This is a genomic window from Nocardia sp. NPDC059764 (genome assembly GCF_042732555.1).
Classification (GTDB): domain Bacteria; phylum Actinomycetota; class Actinomycetes; order Mycobacteriales; family Mycobacteriaceae; genus Nocardia.
Genome location: NZ_JBHWHH010000180.1, coordinates 1 through 14,752, shown reverse-complemented (window position 1 = coordinate 14,752; position 14,752 = coordinate 1). Strand labels below are relative to the sequence as shown.

Annotated in this window: 15 protein-coding genes; 9 read left to right on the top strand and 6 right to left on the bottom strand. The window is 68.1% G+C overall.

Annotated elements, in window-relative coordinates; all coding sequences use genetic code 11:
- The 3 genes from ACFV4K_RS29350 to ACFV4K_RS29340 all read left to right on the top strand — a co-directional run.
- A partial coding sequence (locus tag ACFV4K_RS29350) for an AAA family ATPase (RefSeq protein WP_379279277.1) occupies positions 1–987 on the top strand: 987 nt, incomplete at its 5' end.
- A 16-nt stretch (positions 988–1,003) separates the two neighbouring features.
- Positions 1,004–2,080, top strand: a complete 1,077-nt coding sequence (locus ACFV4K_RS29345) for a class 1 fructose-bisphosphatase (protein ID WP_379279276.1) — start codon at positions 1,004–1,006, stop codon at positions 2,078–2,080.
- A gap of 46 nt (positions 2,081–2,126) precedes the next feature.
- Positions 2,127–3,008: a phosphoribulokinase gene (locus tag ACFV4K_RS29340; RefSeq protein WP_379279274.1), complete on the top strand. Its 882-nt coding sequence runs from the start codon at positions 2,127–2,129 to the stop codon at positions 3,006–3,008.
- 72 nt (positions 3,009–3,080) lie between these two features.
- Here ACFV4K_RS29340 and ACFV4K_RS29335 read toward each other — a convergent pair whose 3' ends face one another.
- Together ACFV4K_RS29335 and ACFV4K_RS29330 are read right to left on the bottom strand one after the other, a co-directional pair.
- On the bottom strand, positions 3,081–3,668 hold the full coding sequence (locus ACFV4K_RS29335; RefSeq protein ID WP_379279273.1) for an HdeD family acid-resistance protein: 588 nt from the start codon (positions 3,666–3,668) through the stop codon (positions 3,081–3,083).
- A gap of 84 nt (positions 3,669–3,752) precedes the next feature.
- A complete protein-coding gene (locus ACFV4K_RS29330; protein ID WP_379279281.1) occupies positions 3,753–4,424 on the bottom strand; it encodes a YoaK family protein in 672 nt (223 codons plus the stop codon).
- A 187-nt stretch (positions 4,425–4,611) separates the two neighbouring features.
- On the opposite strand from ACFV4K_RS29330, the gene ACFV4K_RS29325 reads away from it, so the two are divergent.
- On the top strand, positions 4,612–5,778 hold the full coding sequence (locus ACFV4K_RS29325; RefSeq protein ID WP_379279271.1) for a thiolase family protein: 1,167 nt from the start codon (positions 4,612–4,614) through the stop codon (positions 5,776–5,778).
- 90 nt (positions 5,779–5,868) lie between these two features.
- Positions 5,869–7,008 carry a DNA glycosylase AlkZ-like family protein gene (locus ACFV4K_RS29320; RefSeq protein ID WP_379279270.1) on the top strand — a complete coding sequence of 380 codons (1,140 nt, stop codon included), beginning with the start codon at positions 5,869–5,871 and terminating at the stop codon, positions 7,006–7,008.
- Positions 7,009–7,032: 24 nt separating this feature from the next.
- Here the strand turns inward: ACFV4K_RS29320 and ACFV4K_RS29315 are convergent, their stop codons facing one another.
- Together ACFV4K_RS29315 and ACFV4K_RS29310 are read right to left on the bottom strand one after the other, a co-directional pair.
- Positions 7,033–7,452 (bottom strand): hypothetical protein, encoded by a 420-nt coding sequence (locus tag ACFV4K_RS29315; RefSeq protein ID WP_379279268.1) that lies wholly within the window; start codon positions 7,450–7,452, stop codon positions 7,033–7,035.
- 334 nt (positions 7,453–7,786) lie between these two features.
- On the bottom strand, positions 7,787–8,260 hold the full coding sequence (locus ACFV4K_RS29310; protein ID WP_357081780.1) for a helix-turn-helix domain-containing protein: 474 nt from the start codon (positions 8,258–8,260) through the stop codon (positions 7,787–7,789).
- 100 nt (positions 8,261–8,360) lie between these two features.
- On the opposite strand from ACFV4K_RS29310, the gene ACFV4K_RS29305 reads away from it, so the two are divergent.
- Positions 8,361–9,758, top strand: coding sequence for an MFS transporter (locus ACFV4K_RS29305; RefSeq protein ID WP_379279266.1), 1,398 nt, complete (start codon positions 8,361–8,363; stop codon positions 9,756–9,758).
- Here the strand turns inward: ACFV4K_RS29305 and ACFV4K_RS29300 are convergent.
- Together ACFV4K_RS29300 and ACFV4K_RS29295 are read right to left on the bottom strand one after the other, a co-directional pair.
- Entirely contained in the window at positions 9,755–10,345 is a 591-nt protein-coding gene (locus ACFV4K_RS29300; protein ID WP_379279264.1) for an isochorismatase family protein, read from the bottom strand. The two genes, ACFV4K_RS29305 and ACFV4K_RS29300, sit on opposite strands and share 4 nt — an antisense overlap.
- The gene (locus tag ACFV4K_RS29295; RefSeq protein ID WP_379279279.1) at positions 10,342–11,610 is read right to left on the bottom strand and encodes an MFS transporter; all 1,269 of its coding nucleotides are present in this window, start codon (positions 11,608–11,610) and stop codon (positions 10,342–10,344) included. Before ACFV4K_RS29295 ends, ACFV4K_RS29300 begins: the two co-directional genes overlap by 4 nt.
- A 127-nt stretch (positions 11,611–11,737) precedes the next feature.
- Here ACFV4K_RS29295 and ACFV4K_RS29290 point away from each other — a divergent pair, with 127 nt between their 5' ends.
- The 3 genes from ACFV4K_RS29290 to ACFV4K_RS29280 all read left to right on the top strand — a co-directional run bounded on the left by ACFV4K_RS29290 (position 11,738) and on the right by ACFV4K_RS29280 (position 14,695).
- Positions 11,738–12,664 (top strand): LysR family transcriptional regulator, encoded by a 927-nt coding sequence (locus ACFV4K_RS29290; protein WP_379279263.1) that lies wholly within the window; start codon positions 11,738–11,740, stop codon positions 12,662–12,664.
- 359 nt (positions 12,665–13,023) lie between these two features.
- The gene (locus ACFV4K_RS29285) at positions 13,024–13,434 is read left to right on the top strand and encodes an NUDIX domain-containing protein (protein ID WP_379279261.1); all 411 of its coding nucleotides are present in this window, start codon (positions 13,024–13,026) and stop codon (positions 13,432–13,434) included.
- Positions 13,435–13,573: 139 nt separating this feature from the next.
- Positions 13,574–14,695: a nitronate monooxygenase family protein gene (locus ACFV4K_RS29280; protein ID WP_357081768.1), complete on the top strand. Its 1,122-nt coding sequence runs from the start codon at positions 13,574–13,576 to the stop codon at positions 14,693–14,695.
- Positions 14,696–14,752 lie beyond the last annotated feature (57 nt).

Sequence of the window (14,752 nt, the reverse complement as noted above, 5' to 3'; positions counted from 1 at the left end):
GCCACGAGCCCCGGCCCGCTGCGCGGTACGGCCGCCGACGCGTCTCCCCGATCGGAGGATTCGGCGGCCGGCCACCTACTGGAACCGCTGGCCGACGACGCCGTCCTGGATCTGTCGACCGACGTCGCGGGCAAGGACGTCGAGGACACCCTCACCCGCCTGGACGCCGAACTGGTGGGCCTGGCCAATGTCAAACGCCGGGTCCGCGAGATCGCGGCCCTGCTGCTCATCGATCGCGCCCGCCAGCGCTTCGGCCTGCAGGCCACCCGCCCGACCATGCACATGAGCTTCACCGGCGGCCCCGGCACCGGCAAGACCACCGTGGCACTGCGCATGGCCGAGATGCTGCACGCCCTCGGCTACATCCGGAAGCCCAAGGTGCACACCGTCACCCGCGACGACCTGGTCGGCCAGTTCATCGGCCACACCGCGCCCAAGACCAAGGAGGCGCTCGCGAAGGCGGCCGGGGGAGTGCTGTTCATCGACGAGGCCTACTACCTGTTCCGCCCCGAGAACGAGCGCGACTACGGGCAGGAGGTCATCGAGATCCTGCTGCAGGAGATGGAGAACGAGCGCACCAGCCTGGTGGTCATCTTCGCCGGCTATCCGGACCGGATGGACACCTTCTTCTCGGCCAACCCCGGCCTGTCCTCGCGGGTGGCCCACCACATCGAATTCCCCGACTACACCCACGAGGAGCTGCTGGCCATCGCCGAGCTCATGGTGCGCCAGGAGAACTTCCGCTTCGATCCCGAAGCCGCGCAAGCCTTCTCGCGCTACCTGGAGCTGCGCATGACCCGCCCCCGCTTCGCCAATGCCCGCAGCGTGCGCAATGCCCTCGACCGCTGCCGGCTGCGGCAGGCCAAACGCCTGGTCGAACTGCATCGGCCGGTCGGCCGCACCGATCTGATCACCCTGACCGACAGCGACGTCCTCGGCAGCAGTGTGTTCACGGACGCCCTCGCCGACGAGGGGGCATCTCCATGAGGGAATGAGAGGGATTGTGCCCGAAGGATTGAAGACCCTGACCCGGTACACCATCGAGCAGGAGCACAAGCATCCCGGCTCCTCCGGGGAGTTCTCGGCGCTGCTCAACGTGCTCGCCACCGCCACCAAGATCATCGCGAATCAAGTGACCCGGGGAGCGATCGTCGGCTCCCTGGGCGCCTCCGATGCCGACAACCTGCCGGTCACGGTGCACCGCAAGATGGATGCCATCGCCAACGACATCATGGTGTCGGAAAGCCAGTGGACCGGACCGCTGGCCGCCCTGGTGTCGGAACAGATGCGCGAATGCCATCAGGTGCCCACCGAGATCCGGCGCGGCAAGTACCTGCTCGCCTTCGATCCGCTCGACGGGTCGAGCAATATCGACGTGAACCTGCCGGTCGGCACGATCTTCAGCGTGCTGCGCGCGCCCGAGGACGGGCGTGCACCGGCCGGGCACGACTTCCTGCAACCCGGCGTGCAGCAGGTCTGCGCGGGCTTCACGCTGTACGGGCCCGCGACCATGCTGGTCCTCACCACCGGCAATGGCGTGGACGGGTTCACCCTCGACCGCGAGGTGGGCGCGTTCGTGCTCACCCACCCGCGCATGCGCATCCCCGACGACACCTCCGGATTCGCGATCAACGCCGCCAACGAGCGGTTCTGGGAGCGCCCGGTCCGCCGCTACGTCCACGAATGCCTCGAAGGCGTGGACGGGCCGCGCGGGCGCGACTTCAATATGCGCTGGGTCGCCTCGCTGGTGGCCGACACCTTCCACATCCTCACCCGCGGCGGGCTCTACATGTATCCGCGCGACACCCGCAATCCCGAACGGCCGGGCCGGGTCTCGCTGCTGTACGGGGCCAATCCGATCGCCTTCGTGGTCGAGCAGGCCGGGGGAGCCGCCTCCACCGGGCACGAACGCGTCCTGGACGTGCGGCCCGAGGAACTGCATCAGCGGGTGCCGTTCATCTTCGGCTCCCGCAACGAGGTCGAGCGGATCGAGCGCTATCACCGCGAACCGGAGGAGGGGCCCAGCTTCGACGCCTCGCTCTTCGGTTCCCGCTCACTGTTCCGCGCGGCCCGTCATTGAACGGCCGGGCGCGCGAAACCTGCTGTCCGGCAATCGAGGAGGTGCCATGTCGGTCAAACATCCCGTGGTCGCGATCACCGGGTCGTCCGGCGCGGGGACGACCAGCGTCACGCGAACCTTCCAGGAGATATTCCGACGCGAGGGAATCAACGCGGCCATCGTGGAAGGGGATTCGTTCCATCGCTACGACCGCAACGAGATGAAACTGGCCATGGCCGAGGCCGAACAGCAGCGCAATCTCACGTTCTCGCATTTCGGGCCGGAAGCGAATCTGCTCCCCGAACTCGAGACGCTGTTCCGCGACTACGGGGACACCGGCGTCGGGGCGGTGCGCCGCTACCTGCACGACGACGAGGAGGCCAAACCCTACGGACAGCCCGCGGGCACCTTCACCCCGTGGGTGGAACTGCCGCCCGGCAGCGACCTGCTGTTCTACGAGGGCCTGCACGGGGCCGCGGTCGGCGAGGACGTCGACGTCGGGCAGTACACCGACCTACTGGTTGGCGTGGTGCCGATCATCAATCTGGAGTGGATTCAGAAGGTGCACCGCGACAAGACCGAACGCGGCTACTCCAGCGAGGCCATCATCGACACCATTCTGCGACGCATGCCCGACTACGTGAAACACATCTGCCCGCAGTTCTCGCGGACCTATGTGAACTTCCAGCGGGTGCCGACCGTCGACACCTCGAATCCCTTCACCGCCCGGACCATTCCGACCGCGGACGAGAGTTTCGTGGTGATCCGCTTCGCCGACCCGAAGGTGATCGACTTCCCGTATCTGCTGTCCATGCTGCACGACTCGTTCATGTCGCGGCCCAACAGCATCGTGGTGCCGGGCGGGAAGATGGATCTGGCCATGCAGCTCATCTTCACGCCGCTGATCCTGCGGCTCATGGACAAGCGACCCAAGCGCCCGCTGCGCTGAAACGGTGTACCCGGCAACGAGAATGGCGGCCACCCCGAATCCGGGGCGACCGCCATTCTCGCTGTCGAAGGGTTATAGGTTGGCCGCGACGCGCTTGGCCGCGCTCTTGACCTGGAGCGCCGAGATCACCTCGAAGATGCCGATCACGATCAGCCAGCAGCCGACCACGACGACCAGGGTGGTGATGGAGCGGAACGGCTCCACGATCAGCAGACCGCCACCGACGATCAGCAGGATGCCGAACAGGATCTGCCAGCCCCGGCCCGGAAGCGCGGAGTCCGACATCGCGGCCACCAGTACCGCGGTGCCGCGGAAGATCCAGGTGATACCGATCCACAACGCGAGCAGGCCGATCGCCTGGAACTCGTTGCGGAAGCAGAAGAAGCCCAGGATGAACGACAGGATGGCGGTGATGAACGACAGCACCCGCATCCAGGCGCTGACATGCAGACCGAATGCCGCGATCAGCTGGAAGACGCCGGACACGAGCAGGTAGATACCGAACAGGACACCCGCGACCACCAGGGTCGGTCCGGGCCACACCAGGATCAGGATGCCCAGCACCACCGAGAGAATGCCGGTGACCAGGATCGACTGCCACGCGCTGCGGGCCAGTGTTTGAACCGGCCCCTCGAAAACTCCCTCTTTGCTGGTTGTCATGTTTTGCAGAATATGACCAGTTCGCCGCATTTGCGGTCAATTAGCCATGTGTTGTGTTGCTGTGACCTGCCCGTGTCGCGCGGTTCAGCTCTCGTCCATGACCCGGCGGACCGTGCGGCGCACCCAGCGGACGTCGGCTCGCCAGGTGTAGGAGGCCACCAGCAGCGACCCCACGACGGCGGCGTTGAGCATGTAGGCGCCGTCCACGACCACCGCGACCAGGCCGCCGATGAGCGCACCCAGGCTGAACGAAAAGTATTGCGTCGCATAGCCGAGCCAGTCGCGGACGGTGCCGCCGCCGAAGGCGTGCCGCTCGACGCCCTGCGCGAGTTTCACCAACGTGCCGGTGATGTAGCTGACCGGGATCGACACCTCGCCGTTCTTCACGAACGAGGTGTTCAGCGCGCCCATGCCGAAGGCGACGAAGAGAATGGGGGCCAGGCCGATGCCGCGCTCGTCGAGGATGTTGTCGACGATGGCCGCGCCCGCCAGCGCGACGGTGGTGAGCATGGTCGCGCCGTGCGGATGGTTGGTCCACCAGTAGCGGCGACAGATCGAGGCGATGAAGACGCCGGCCAGGAAGCACACGATGATCGAGGCCGCACCCACGGCCAGGGTGTGATCGCCGGCGAAGTTGCCGAGGATGGCGCGTTCGGTATTGCCGGTCATGAAGGTGACGAAGTAGCCCTCGGAATGGGCGTACGCGGCCGCGCCGATGAATCCGGCCAGCACCGACAGCACGGCGGACAGCCGCATCTCGAGGTCCCAGAAGGGGGCGGTGGTCGGATTACTGGTCGCGGTCACAGCAACAGGTTAGCAATCGAAAATACGGCGGCCGGGAGGCTGAAATCCGGCTGCTGACGGCGCGGCCGGTCGTGCGGTACAGTGCATATGTTAACCGGAATTCACACCCGGATCGTCCACTTGGGAACAGGGAGAAGTCATGACTTCCGCCGTCATCGTCGACGCCATTCGCACCCCATCCGGCAAGGGGAAAGCCGGTGGCGGCCTGTCGGAAGTCCATCCGGCCACCCTGCTCGCGGGAGTGCTGGGCAGCCTGATCGAGCGCACCGGAATCGACCCGGCACTCGTCGACGATGTGATCGGCGGTTGCGTCACCCAGAGCGGTGAGCAGGCCTTCAATATCTCCCGCACCGCGGTGCTCGCGGCCGGCTTCCCCGAAGCGGTGCCCGCCACTACGGTGGACCGGCAGTGCGGATCCTCACAGCAGGCCGCCCATTTCGCCGCCCAGGGCGTCATCGCCGGGGCGTACGACATCGCCATCGCATGCGGCGTGGAGTCCATGTCGCGGGTGCCGATGTTCTCCAATGCCCAGGGCCGGGACGCCAACCGCGGCCCGATCGCGCACCGCTACCCGAACGGCCTGGTGCAGCAGGGCATCTCGGCCGAGGTACTGGCAGCGCGCTGGAAGCTGGACCGGACCGCCCTCGACGAGTTCGCCGCGCGCTCGCACCGATCGGCCGCCGCCACCGCCGCGGCCGGCGGCTTCGACAACGAACTGGTGCCCGCGGGCACGATCAGCGCCGACGAGACCATTCGCGCCGGCACCACCGTCGAGGGCCTGGCCGGGCTGCAGCCCGCCTTCGTGGACGCCGAGTTCAAGGCCCGTTTCCCGGAGATCGAATGGTCGATCACCCCGGGCAACTCCTCGCCGCTGACCGACGGCGCCTCCGCCGCGCTCATCATGAGCGAGGAGAAGGCCGTCCAGCTCGGTCTGACGCCGCGCGCCCGCTTCCACTCCTTCGCCGTCACCGGCGACGACCCGCTGCTCATGCTCACCGCCGTCATACCCGCCACCCGCAAGGTGCTGGCGCGCGCCGGGCTGTCCATCGACGACATCGACGTCTTTGAGGTGAACGAGGCCTTCGCGCCGGTGCCGCTGGTGTGGGCGCAGGAGCTCGGCGCCGACCCGGCCAAGCTCAACCCGCGCGGCGGCGCGATCGCCCTGGGCCACCCGCTCGGCGCGTCCGGCGGCCGCATCCTGGCCACCATGCTCAACCACCTCGAGCAGACCGGCGGTCGCTACGGCCTGATGACCATGTGCGAGGCCGGCGGCCTGGCCAACGCCACCATCATCGAACGCCTCTGAAAAGGCTCTCCTGACACGGGAACCCGTGTGGGACGCCCGCACCCGTGAGATCGCGGATCGCGTCGGTCGACGGTCTTATGCTGTGGCCGATTGCGTGATCGAGCGGGTGCGGGAGGCGTGGTGCGGGTTTCGTGGGATCAGGTGTTCGCCTGGCGGGTGCGGCGGCAGTTCGTGGATCGGCGGACCAAGGCGGACGCGGTAGCCGTGGCCGAACGGCTGTGCGGGGTACAGGCGCAGGTCACCTCGGCCGCGGAAACGGCTGTGGCGCTGCGGCGTTCCACGGGGAAGCCCGGCGCGGTCGTCGACGCGCTGGGGGAGGGGACGCTGCTCAAGACCTGGGCCATGCGCGGGACGCTGCACGCCATGACCCCGGAGCAGGGCGCGGCCGCGCTCTCGCTCATGGCTTCGGCGCGGACCTGGGAGAAACCGGCGTGGACCAAGGCTTCCGGGGCGACGCCCGAGGACGTGACCGCGCTGGTGAAAGCGGTCGGCGGGATTCTCGACGGGCAGGTGCTCACGCGGGACGAGCTGGTGTCGGCCCTGATCGCCGAACCGCGCTTCCAGCCGCTGGAGCAGCACCTGCGTTCAGGGTGGGGGTCGATGCTCAAGCCGCTGGCCTGGCAGGGGGCGCTCTGCTACGGCCCGGCGCGCGGCACCTCGGTCACCTTCACCAATCCCGCGCACGTCGTTCCCGGATGGGCCGGGATTCCGGAACCCGATGACGCCGCGCCCACGGTCATCCGCGCCTACCTCGGCGCGTACGGCCCGGCGTCGCCGGAGATCTTCAATACCTGGCTGACCCGGGGATTCCTCAGCAAAACGACTGTGCGCCGCTGGTTCTCGGCACTGGGGAACGAGCTGACGGAGATCGAGGTCGAGGGCCGCCGCGGGTACTTCCCGACCGAACACCTCGACGAGCTGGCGAAGACTAAGCCAACTGCCGCGGTTCATCTGCTCGGTCAGTTCGACCAGTACGTGCTGGGACCCGGCACCGGCGACACCGTGCTGCTGCCGGGCGACCATCGCGCCAAGGTCAGCCGGACCGCGGGCTGGATCTCGCCGCTGGTGCTGATCGGCGGCCGGATCGGCGGCACGTGGGAGGTCGAGGACAGCACGCTGGTCGTGTCCATGTTCGACGACGCGCCGGCGCCGACCGCCGAGATCACCGCTCAGCTGCCGACGGTGGCCAAGGCCACCGGGCAGCAGATCACGGACGTCCGGCCCGCCTGACTCCGGTGTCGGTGTCGGTGTCGTTCAGTTCGATTCGACGACCGGGTCGACCCACACCCACCACCCGGTGTCGGCGGTGGTGACGGTGATCGCGCGACCGTCCACCTCGACCTCGGCGGCGCCGGGGCGGTCGGCGCGGCCGTAGGCCCATCGCACGCCGCTCATGTTCGAGCCGTAGCCGAGCACGTAGACCGAGCCGCGACTGCCCACGGCGATGAATTCGCCCGCGCCGACGCTCATCCCGGCCCGCCATTCGCCGTCGTCGAGGATCAGCTCGTCGAGGTCGATCTCGGAGCCGTCGCCATTGGTGTCGACGAGCGCGAACGCGAACGCGCCATTGCTCGCCAGCGCCAGCACACGCGAATGTCGCGGATGCCAGCCGCCGACCGACAGAACGGTCTCCGGGCTCGGCCGGGTGGATTCACTCAGTTCAGCGGGACGCACCGCCACCACCTTTCTTCCGCTGTCACGGGAACCAGCTGAGGAACCAGAACACCGCGGTGCAGGCGAGGGCCGCCTGCGCGAGGTACCTGGTCGAATTGTCCGGGTGGCCTGGATTCAGATCAAGCTGCCCCCACTGGCGAGCACCAAGCCCGCCGAGAAGGTCAGGGCGACCAGGAATCTCCGGGTCCACCGTGTCCGGCGCAGGTCGGACATGTCGAGATCCCCCCGAATCCGTTGTGCGCGATCCACTTCGATCGCCGCCCCTCGGAGTCTAGGGCACGCACCGTTCCGCGGCCCGGAGGGTTTTCCCCGCGCGGCTCCCATCGGGCGACCGTCAGCGGCCCGGGAGCAATGCCGGATCGTGTGCGCCCGGGCCGAGTTGGAGACGCAGATCCCGGGAGGCGAGGTGCTCGCCGCATTCCGAGCACACCGGCCGCACGGTGGTGACATGCCCGCACTCCTTGTGGACGGCCTCGATGGGCGGGCCGTCGGGGGCGGCCCATTCATCGCCCCACTGCCGCATGGCAGCCAGGATCGTCCACAGCGAGCGGCCCTTGTCGGTCAGCACGTAGTCGTAGCGGACCGGATTGTCCTGGTAGGGCGTCTTTTCCAGGACCCCCTGCTCGACCAGGTGTTCCAGGCGCTGGGTGAGCACATTGCGGGCGATGCCGAGGCGGGAGCGGAAGTCGTCGAAGCGGGTCACCCCGAACAGGGCGTCCCGCACGATCAGCAGCGTCCACCACTCGCCGACCACCTCCAGGCATTGGGCGATGGAGCAGTTCATGTCCTCGAAGCTGGTTCGCCGCATGATTCCAGCATAGTCGGTTGCTTCAACGAACTCACTGCCCTATGGTCCGTCCTATGAAGCAACTCACTAGGACCGTCCGCGAGGCACAGGGGGAGACCCGATGAATACGGCTGTTGTGCAGGAAGATCGGCGGGCGACCGATCCACGGATGGTGCTCGGCATCGTCGCGGTGGCGGTGCTGCTGTCGAGCCTGGACCTGTTCATCGTCAATGTGGCGTTGCCCCGGATCGCGGAGGACTTCTCCGGCGCGCGGATCTCGGGCCTGTCCTGGGTGCTGAACGCGTACGCCATCGTCTACGCGGCGCTGCTGGTGCCGGCCGGGCGGCTCGGAGACCGGAACGGGCACAAGACCGCCTTCCTGACCGGGCTCGGCGTCTTCATACTCGGGTCCGCCCTGTGCGCGGTCGCCCCGAACAGCGCGGCGCTGATCGCCTTCCGGGTGGTGCAGGCGGCTGGCGCGGCACTGCTCACCCCGTCCTCGCTCGGTCTGCTGCTGGCCGCGACACCGGCGGAGAAGCGGGCGACCGCGGTGCGGCTATGGGTCGCGTTCGGCGGCCTCGGCGCGGCGCTGGGACCGGTGGCGGGTGGCCTGCTCGTCGAACTGCACTGGCGCTGGGTGTTTCTGGTGAACGTGCCGCTGGGGATCATCGCGCTGGTTGTCGGCATTCGGCTGCTGCCGCGGCCCGCGGGCACCGGCGGACCGCTGCCGGACGGGGTGGGCGCGCTCGCGCTGATCGCCTCGGTGGCCTCGCTGATCCTCGCCGTGGTGAAGGGCGAGGACTGGGGCTGGGCCTCGGCCGGCGTGCTCGGTGCGGTCGCGGCGGCGGTCGCGTTCGCGGCGGTCTTCGTGGTCTCCTCGCACCGCCACCACAGCCCCGTCGTCGATCCGGGCCTGCTGCGAGTCCCGAATTTCGCTGTCGTACTCGGCAATTCCCTGCTGTTCAACTTCGCGTTCGCGGGCATGCTGCTCTCCGCGGTGCTGTGGATGCAGAACGTCTGGGGCTGGTCCGCACTGAAGACAGGCCTGGGCATCGCACCCGGCCCCCTGGTCGTGCCAGTGGTGGCGATCGCGGCGGGCCCCTTCATAGCCCGCGTGGGCGTCGGCCGAGTGCTCGCCCTCGGCGGACTGGCCTTCGCGGCCGGGATCGTCTGGTGGGCTCAGGCCATCGCCCTGCACGCGAACTACGCGACCGGACTCCTCGCCGGCATGCTGCTGACCGGGCTCGGCGTCGGTCTCACCCTCCCGACCGGCACCGCCGCCGGCACCTCGGGCCTCCCACCCCAGCAATTCGCGACGGGCTCCGCGGTGCTGACCATGGCCCGGCAGATCGGAATGGCTGTGGGCGTCGCGGTTCTGGTGGCAGTGCTGGGTTCCCCGCTCGGCGGACCGGCGACCCTGGACGCCTTCCGGCACGGCTGGTACGTGATCGCTGCCGCCTCCGTGGTGGCGGGCGTGCTGGGTCTGGCCGTGCGAATGCCCAGGCCCGCGGTCGGCTAGACCCGAACCCCGGTCTCCTCGAGTAGAGCGAGGATCTCGGCGGTGCTTCCTGTCTCGCCGAGCTTCGGGAAGATCCGTTCGATGCTGTTGCGATGGGCGTCCATGTCCAGATCGGCCATGGCGTCCGTCGCGAGCGTCACGTGGTAGCCGTGCTCGTAGGTGGCTCGGGCCGTCGACTCCACACCGACGCTGGTGGTCAGCCCCGCCAGCACGACCTGAGTGACGTCACGGCGACGCAGGTGCTGGTCGAGGTCGGTTCCGTGGAATGCGCCCCACGCCCGCTTGGTCACCACAATGTCGCCGGGGTGACCGGTCAGCTCATCGATGATCGCGTCCCAGCCCTCAGGCAGGGCGCCGGGCTGCGGCGGAATTTCGTTGCGCCCCGGTGGCGTATCGGATCCGTCCGCGCGCGCCGTGACCCGCACCAGGACGATCGGGGCGTGGTGTTCACGAAATGCCCGGGCCAATTCGACTGTGCGAGCGACCACCTCGGGGCCGGAGTGCGGGACCACGGGAGCAGCGACCAGTGCCTGCTGCACATCGATGATGACCAATGCGGTCGAAACATCCAGAGCGGTGACCGTCATGAGGAAGCGCCTTTCTGCGACACGGCATGGGAAGGAGCCGCGGCCGGGTCGGCCGGGGTGATGGGTTCGGGGCGGCGAGGGAGTAGGAGCGGGCTGGCCAGAATCAGCAAGCCCGCGGCGGCGATGGCCGTGCGCGGCGTGGTCAGGCTCGCGAGCAATCCGCCCAGGGCGCTGAGCACCGCGATGGCCGCGCCACTGCTGATCGACCACGCCGAAAGTGTTCGGGCGACACGGTCTTTCGGTGTGTGTTCCAGCCGGTATGTGGCCAGCACCGGGTTGTACAGGCTCATGCTGATGATGATCGCGAGCTCGACAGCGATAACGGTCGTGAGGCCGAGGACGCCGGGCTGGACGAAGACGAGGCCGATCAGCCAGATCGCGCGCAGGGTGCCGACGGTGCGGAGCACCCGGAGTCGGCCGTAGCGGGCCACCACGCGGCCCGCCAGGCGCGAGCCGATCAGGCCGCCGAGGCAGGGGGCGGCGAAGGCGAGGCCGTATTGCCAAGGGCTGAAGCCGAGGTCACGGAGCAACAGGACGGCCAGCAGTGGCTCGGTAGCCATGATCAGACCGCTGACGAGCAACTGGTTGAGGTAGAGGGCCCGCAGGCCGGGGTGGTTCAGCAGGTGGCGCCAGCCTTCGAGCAGGTCGGCGGTTCGGAGGGGGCTCGCGGTGTTGCGCTGGGGGCGTTGCTCGTTGTCGCGAATCGCTGTGACGCACAGCGCCGAGAGCAGGTAGCTCACGGCGTCGGCGACGACGGTGACGACCGGTCCGAACAATCCGATCGCCGCGCCGCCCAGCGGTGGACCGACCGCGATGGAACTCCAATTGGTCGACTCGAAGCGCGCATTCGCGACGAGCAGGTCGCCCGGGACGACGAGGCCCTTCAGATACGCGCCACTCGCCGCGCCGAAGGCGATCTTGGCCGAGGCGACCACCGCCGAGACGATGATCAACTGGATGAACCCGAGATGTCCCAGGGCGTAGGCGATCGGAATGGTCACCATGACCGCGAATCGCATCAGGTCCATCGCGATCATCACCGGGCGCTTGCGCTGGAACTCGACCCACGGGCCGAGCGGCAGGGCGATCAGCGCGCCCACTGCGGGCCCGACCGCCGCCAGCACGGACACCTGAATCGGGCTGGCGTGCAACACCGTGACGGCGATCAGTGGAAGGGCGCCGAACCCGAGCCCGGAGCCGTAGGCGCTCACCGCGTAGGACGCCCACAGCCATCCGAACTCGCGGCCCAGTTCTCGTCTGGCCATCACGCTTCCGCACCTCCTGAACAACCCGCTGTTGACAGGGGTGATCCAAGCAAGACAGGGAAAGCGAGATCAAACAACCGATCCGTCGGCGAGCCACAACCAATCGTTGTGGGGGTACGGTGTGCCGATGGACCTGACCAGCGTGCGCACTTTCGTCGTGGCCGCCGACGCAGGCCAGTTCCAGGAAGCCGCCCACGAGTTGTCGATCACCCAGCAGGCGGTCTCCAAACGCATTGCGGCGCTGGAGAAGTACCTGGATGTGCGCTTGTTCCACCGGACCGCGCGCGGCAGCGAGCTGACCATCGACGGGCAGGCTTTCCTGCCGCACGCTCGGGAACTGCTGCGGGTCGCCGACCGCGCCGATGCCTCGGTGCGTCCTGGTCGGCGCGCGCTGCGCGTTGATGTGGTAAATCGACGCATCGTCATGGCGACACTGCTGCAGGACTTCCACCACGCACACCCCGATATCGCGCTCGACATCGTCACCCTCGAGGGCGATGCCGAAGCCGCGATCGCGGCAGTCGAGGCGGGCACGATCGACGCCACCTTCCATGCCGTCCCGGCGCGACAGCAGCTGCCCCCGGCGATCAGCAGGGCACGCGTGATCGACGAGCCGCACGAACTGCTCATCGGCCCCCGCCATCGGTTCGCCGACGCTCGCGCGGTGACGCCCACGCAACTGGCGGGACATCGCATCTGGATGCCCGGTCTCCCCACCCACGGTGAGGTCGCCGACTATTTCGCCGAACTCACCGAAACGTTCGGGTTCACAATCGACCGGCTCGGCCCGGTCTTCTCGAAAGAGGCTCTACTGGAGGAGATCGCCGACTCATCGGACCTTGCGACGCTGGTCGGCGAAGGCACCCGGTACCTGTGGCCCGACCGTTTCGACCTGCGACGCATCCCCGTGCGCCGCCCCTCGCTGATCTACCCGCTGTCCATCATCTGGCGTAGTGACAATCCGCATCCCGCCCTCGGCAAACTCCGCGACCATCTCGAGCCCCGTCGGACGGTCACGCCCGACCACGAGATCTGGCTCCCGACATGGGCCTAACGCATCCCGCTACCAGCGGCGCGGAAGCCCGCAACCGACGTCGCGGTTCGCCCTGATCGTTGTCAGCCAGTCGCATCGGCGTATCGCTGTGCACCTCCCGGCAGGGCCTGTCCGGGTCGATGGTGTACTCGAGTGCGGATCTGAGCCGGTGCACGACCCGATCGTGCCCGGGCTCTGCGCCCTGCACTCGAGCATCACGCCGTCGTGGATCTCACCGAAAGCATCGGCGGGGCCCGGCGAGAAACTCCTCGACCGTCACGAGTCGAGGCGGCTCCTGGCCCGGCTTTGACATGGCGGCAGCCTACCCCCGCCGACGACGCATACCTGGGCGTCGGCGCCGCGCGCGCTATGGTGCGCGAATGCGGACGGAGCGGGAGCAGCGGCTGATCGACACGGTGGCGTGGGTGCGGATCGAGGGCGGGAGGATTCTGTGCGCGCGGCCGAGCGGCAAGGACGTCTTCTATATCCCGGGCGGTAAACGCGAAGGGGACGAGACCGATCTGCAGACGCTCGTGCGCGAGATACGCGAGGAGCTGACCGTCGAGATCACTCCGGAGACAGTCGCTCACGTGGGCACCTACGAGGCTTTGATTCCTGACGCCGTCGTGCGCATGGCTTGCTATACGGCCGAATACTCCGGCGATATCGCGGTCAGCAGTGAGATCGAGGAGATCGCCTGGTTCAGCTACACCGACCGGCCGCACGTGCCGCCCGTGGACCAGCTCCTATTCGATGATCTGCATGCCGACAGGCTGCTCGCGCGCGGCTGACCACTCCTGGCAACTAGAACATGTTGTTGACAGTTGCCCGTGGGTAGGCATCGCGAGACTGGTCCGAATGTAGAACATGTTCTAGTGTGGTGGGCACAACATTTCCAGTGTCGGAAAGTTCAGAGGAGCCCACCACACCATGCGTACCGAGATCTGTGATCGCCTCGGCATCGACGTGCCCATCTTCGCCTTCACCCACTGCCGGGACGTGGCCGCCGCGGTCAGCAACGCGGGCGGTCTCGGCGTGCTCGGCGCGGTCGGGTTCACCGCCGAGCAGCTCGAGGTCGAGCTGCAGTGGCTGGACGAGCACGTGCAGGGCGTCTACGGCGTCGACCTGGTCATCCCGTCCAAGTACGAGGGCAAGGGCGTCGAGGGCCTGAGCCCCGAGGAGCTGGAAGCCCAGCTGGCCAAGCTGGTTCCGCAGGGCCACCGCGACTTCGCGGAGAAGATCCTCAACGACCACGGCGTGCCGCACCTGCCGCCGGAGGAGAAGCACAACCAGCTGCTGGGCTGGACCGCCACCACGGTCGCCCCGCAGATCGAGGTCATCCTCAACCACCCCAAGGCCAAGCTGGTCGCCAACGCGCTGGGCACCCCGCCCGACGACGTGATCAAGCAGATCCAGGACTCCGGCCGCCTGATCGGCGCGCTGTGCGGTTCGGTCAAGCACGCCATGAACCACAAGAACGCCGGACTGGACTTCGTGGTCATGCAGGGCACCGAGGGCGGCGGCCACTGCGGCGAGATCTCCTCGGTGGTGCTGTGGCCGCAGGTCATCGACGCGATCGGCGACATGCCCGCGCTCGCGGCCGGCGGTATCGGCGACGGCCGACAGGTCGCGGCGGCCCTGGCCATGGGCGCCGCGGGCGCGTGGACCGGCTCGCTGTGGCTGACCGTCGAGGAGGCCAATGTGCCGCCCGCGCAGATGCAGACCTATATCGACGCCACCAGCTCCGACACCGTGCGTTCGCGCTCGTGGACCGGCAAGCCGTGCCGCATGCTCAAGAACGACTGGACCGAGGCCTGGGAGGCCGAGGACACCCCGAACCCGCTCGGCATGCCGCTGCAGATGATGGTCGCCCTCGACGGCGTCAAGCGCGGCCACCGCTACCCCGAGCAGGCCAAGGACGTGAACTTCAACCCGGTCGGCCAGGTCGTCGGCATGATGAACAAGATGGAGCGTTCCGCGGACGTGGTGCAGCGCCTCATCAGCGAGTACCTCGAGGCGTGCGAGCGGCTGAACAAGCTGAACAACGCCTGATCCACACCGCCTGATTCTCAGGACAATTCGGCGCGCCGGGTAGCCACTACCCGGCGC

What these genes read in the sequence shown, in the direction of transcription:
- ACFV4K_RS29335 (WP_379279273.1), bottom strand. Translation starts at nt 3,668, where the DNA reads ATGACAACCAGCAAAGAGGGAGTTTTCGAGGGGCCGGTTCAAACACTG.
- ACFV4K_RS29285 (WP_379279261.1), top strand. Translation starts at nt 13,024, where the DNA reads ATGCGGACGGAGCGGGAGCAGCGGCTGATCGACACGGTGGCGTGGGTG.
- ACFV4K_RS29340 (WP_379279274.1), top strand. Translation starts at nt 2,127, where the DNA reads ATGTCGGTCAAACATCCCGTGGTCGCGATCACCGGGTCGTCCGGCGCG.
- ACFV4K_RS29325 (WP_379279271.1), top strand. Translation starts at nt 4,612, where the DNA reads ATGACTTCCGCCGTCATCGTCGACGCCATTCGCACCCCATCCGGCAAG.
- ACFV4K_RS29295 (WP_379279279.1), bottom strand. Translation starts at nt 11,610, where the DNA reads ATGGCCAGACGAGAACTGGGCCGCGAGTTCGGATGGCTGTGGGCGTCC.
- ACFV4K_RS29305 (WP_379279266.1), top strand. Translation starts at nt 8,361, where the DNA reads ATGAATACGGCTGTTGTGCAGGAAGATCGGCGGGCGACCGATCCACGG.
- ACFV4K_RS29290 (WP_379279263.1), top strand. Translation starts at nt 11,738, where the DNA reads ATGGACCTGACCAGCGTGCGCACTTTCGTCGTGGCCGCCGACGCAGGC.
- ACFV4K_RS29280 (WP_357081768.1), top strand. Translation starts at nt 13,574, where the DNA reads ATGCGTACCGAGATCTGTGATCGCCTCGGCATCGACGTGCCCATCTTC.
- ACFV4K_RS29330 (WP_379279281.1), bottom strand. Translation starts at nt 4,424, where the DNA reads ATGCGGCTGTCCGCCGTGCTGTCGGTGCTGGCCGGATTCATCGGCGCG.
- ACFV4K_RS29300 (WP_379279264.1), bottom strand. Translation starts at nt 10,345, where the DNA reads ATGACGGTCACCGCTCTGGATGTTTCGACCGCATTGGTCATCATCGAT.
- ACFV4K_RS29310 (WP_357081780.1), bottom strand. Translation starts at nt 8,260, where the DNA reads ATGCGGCGAACCAGCTTCGAGGACATGAACTGCTCCATCGCCCAATGC.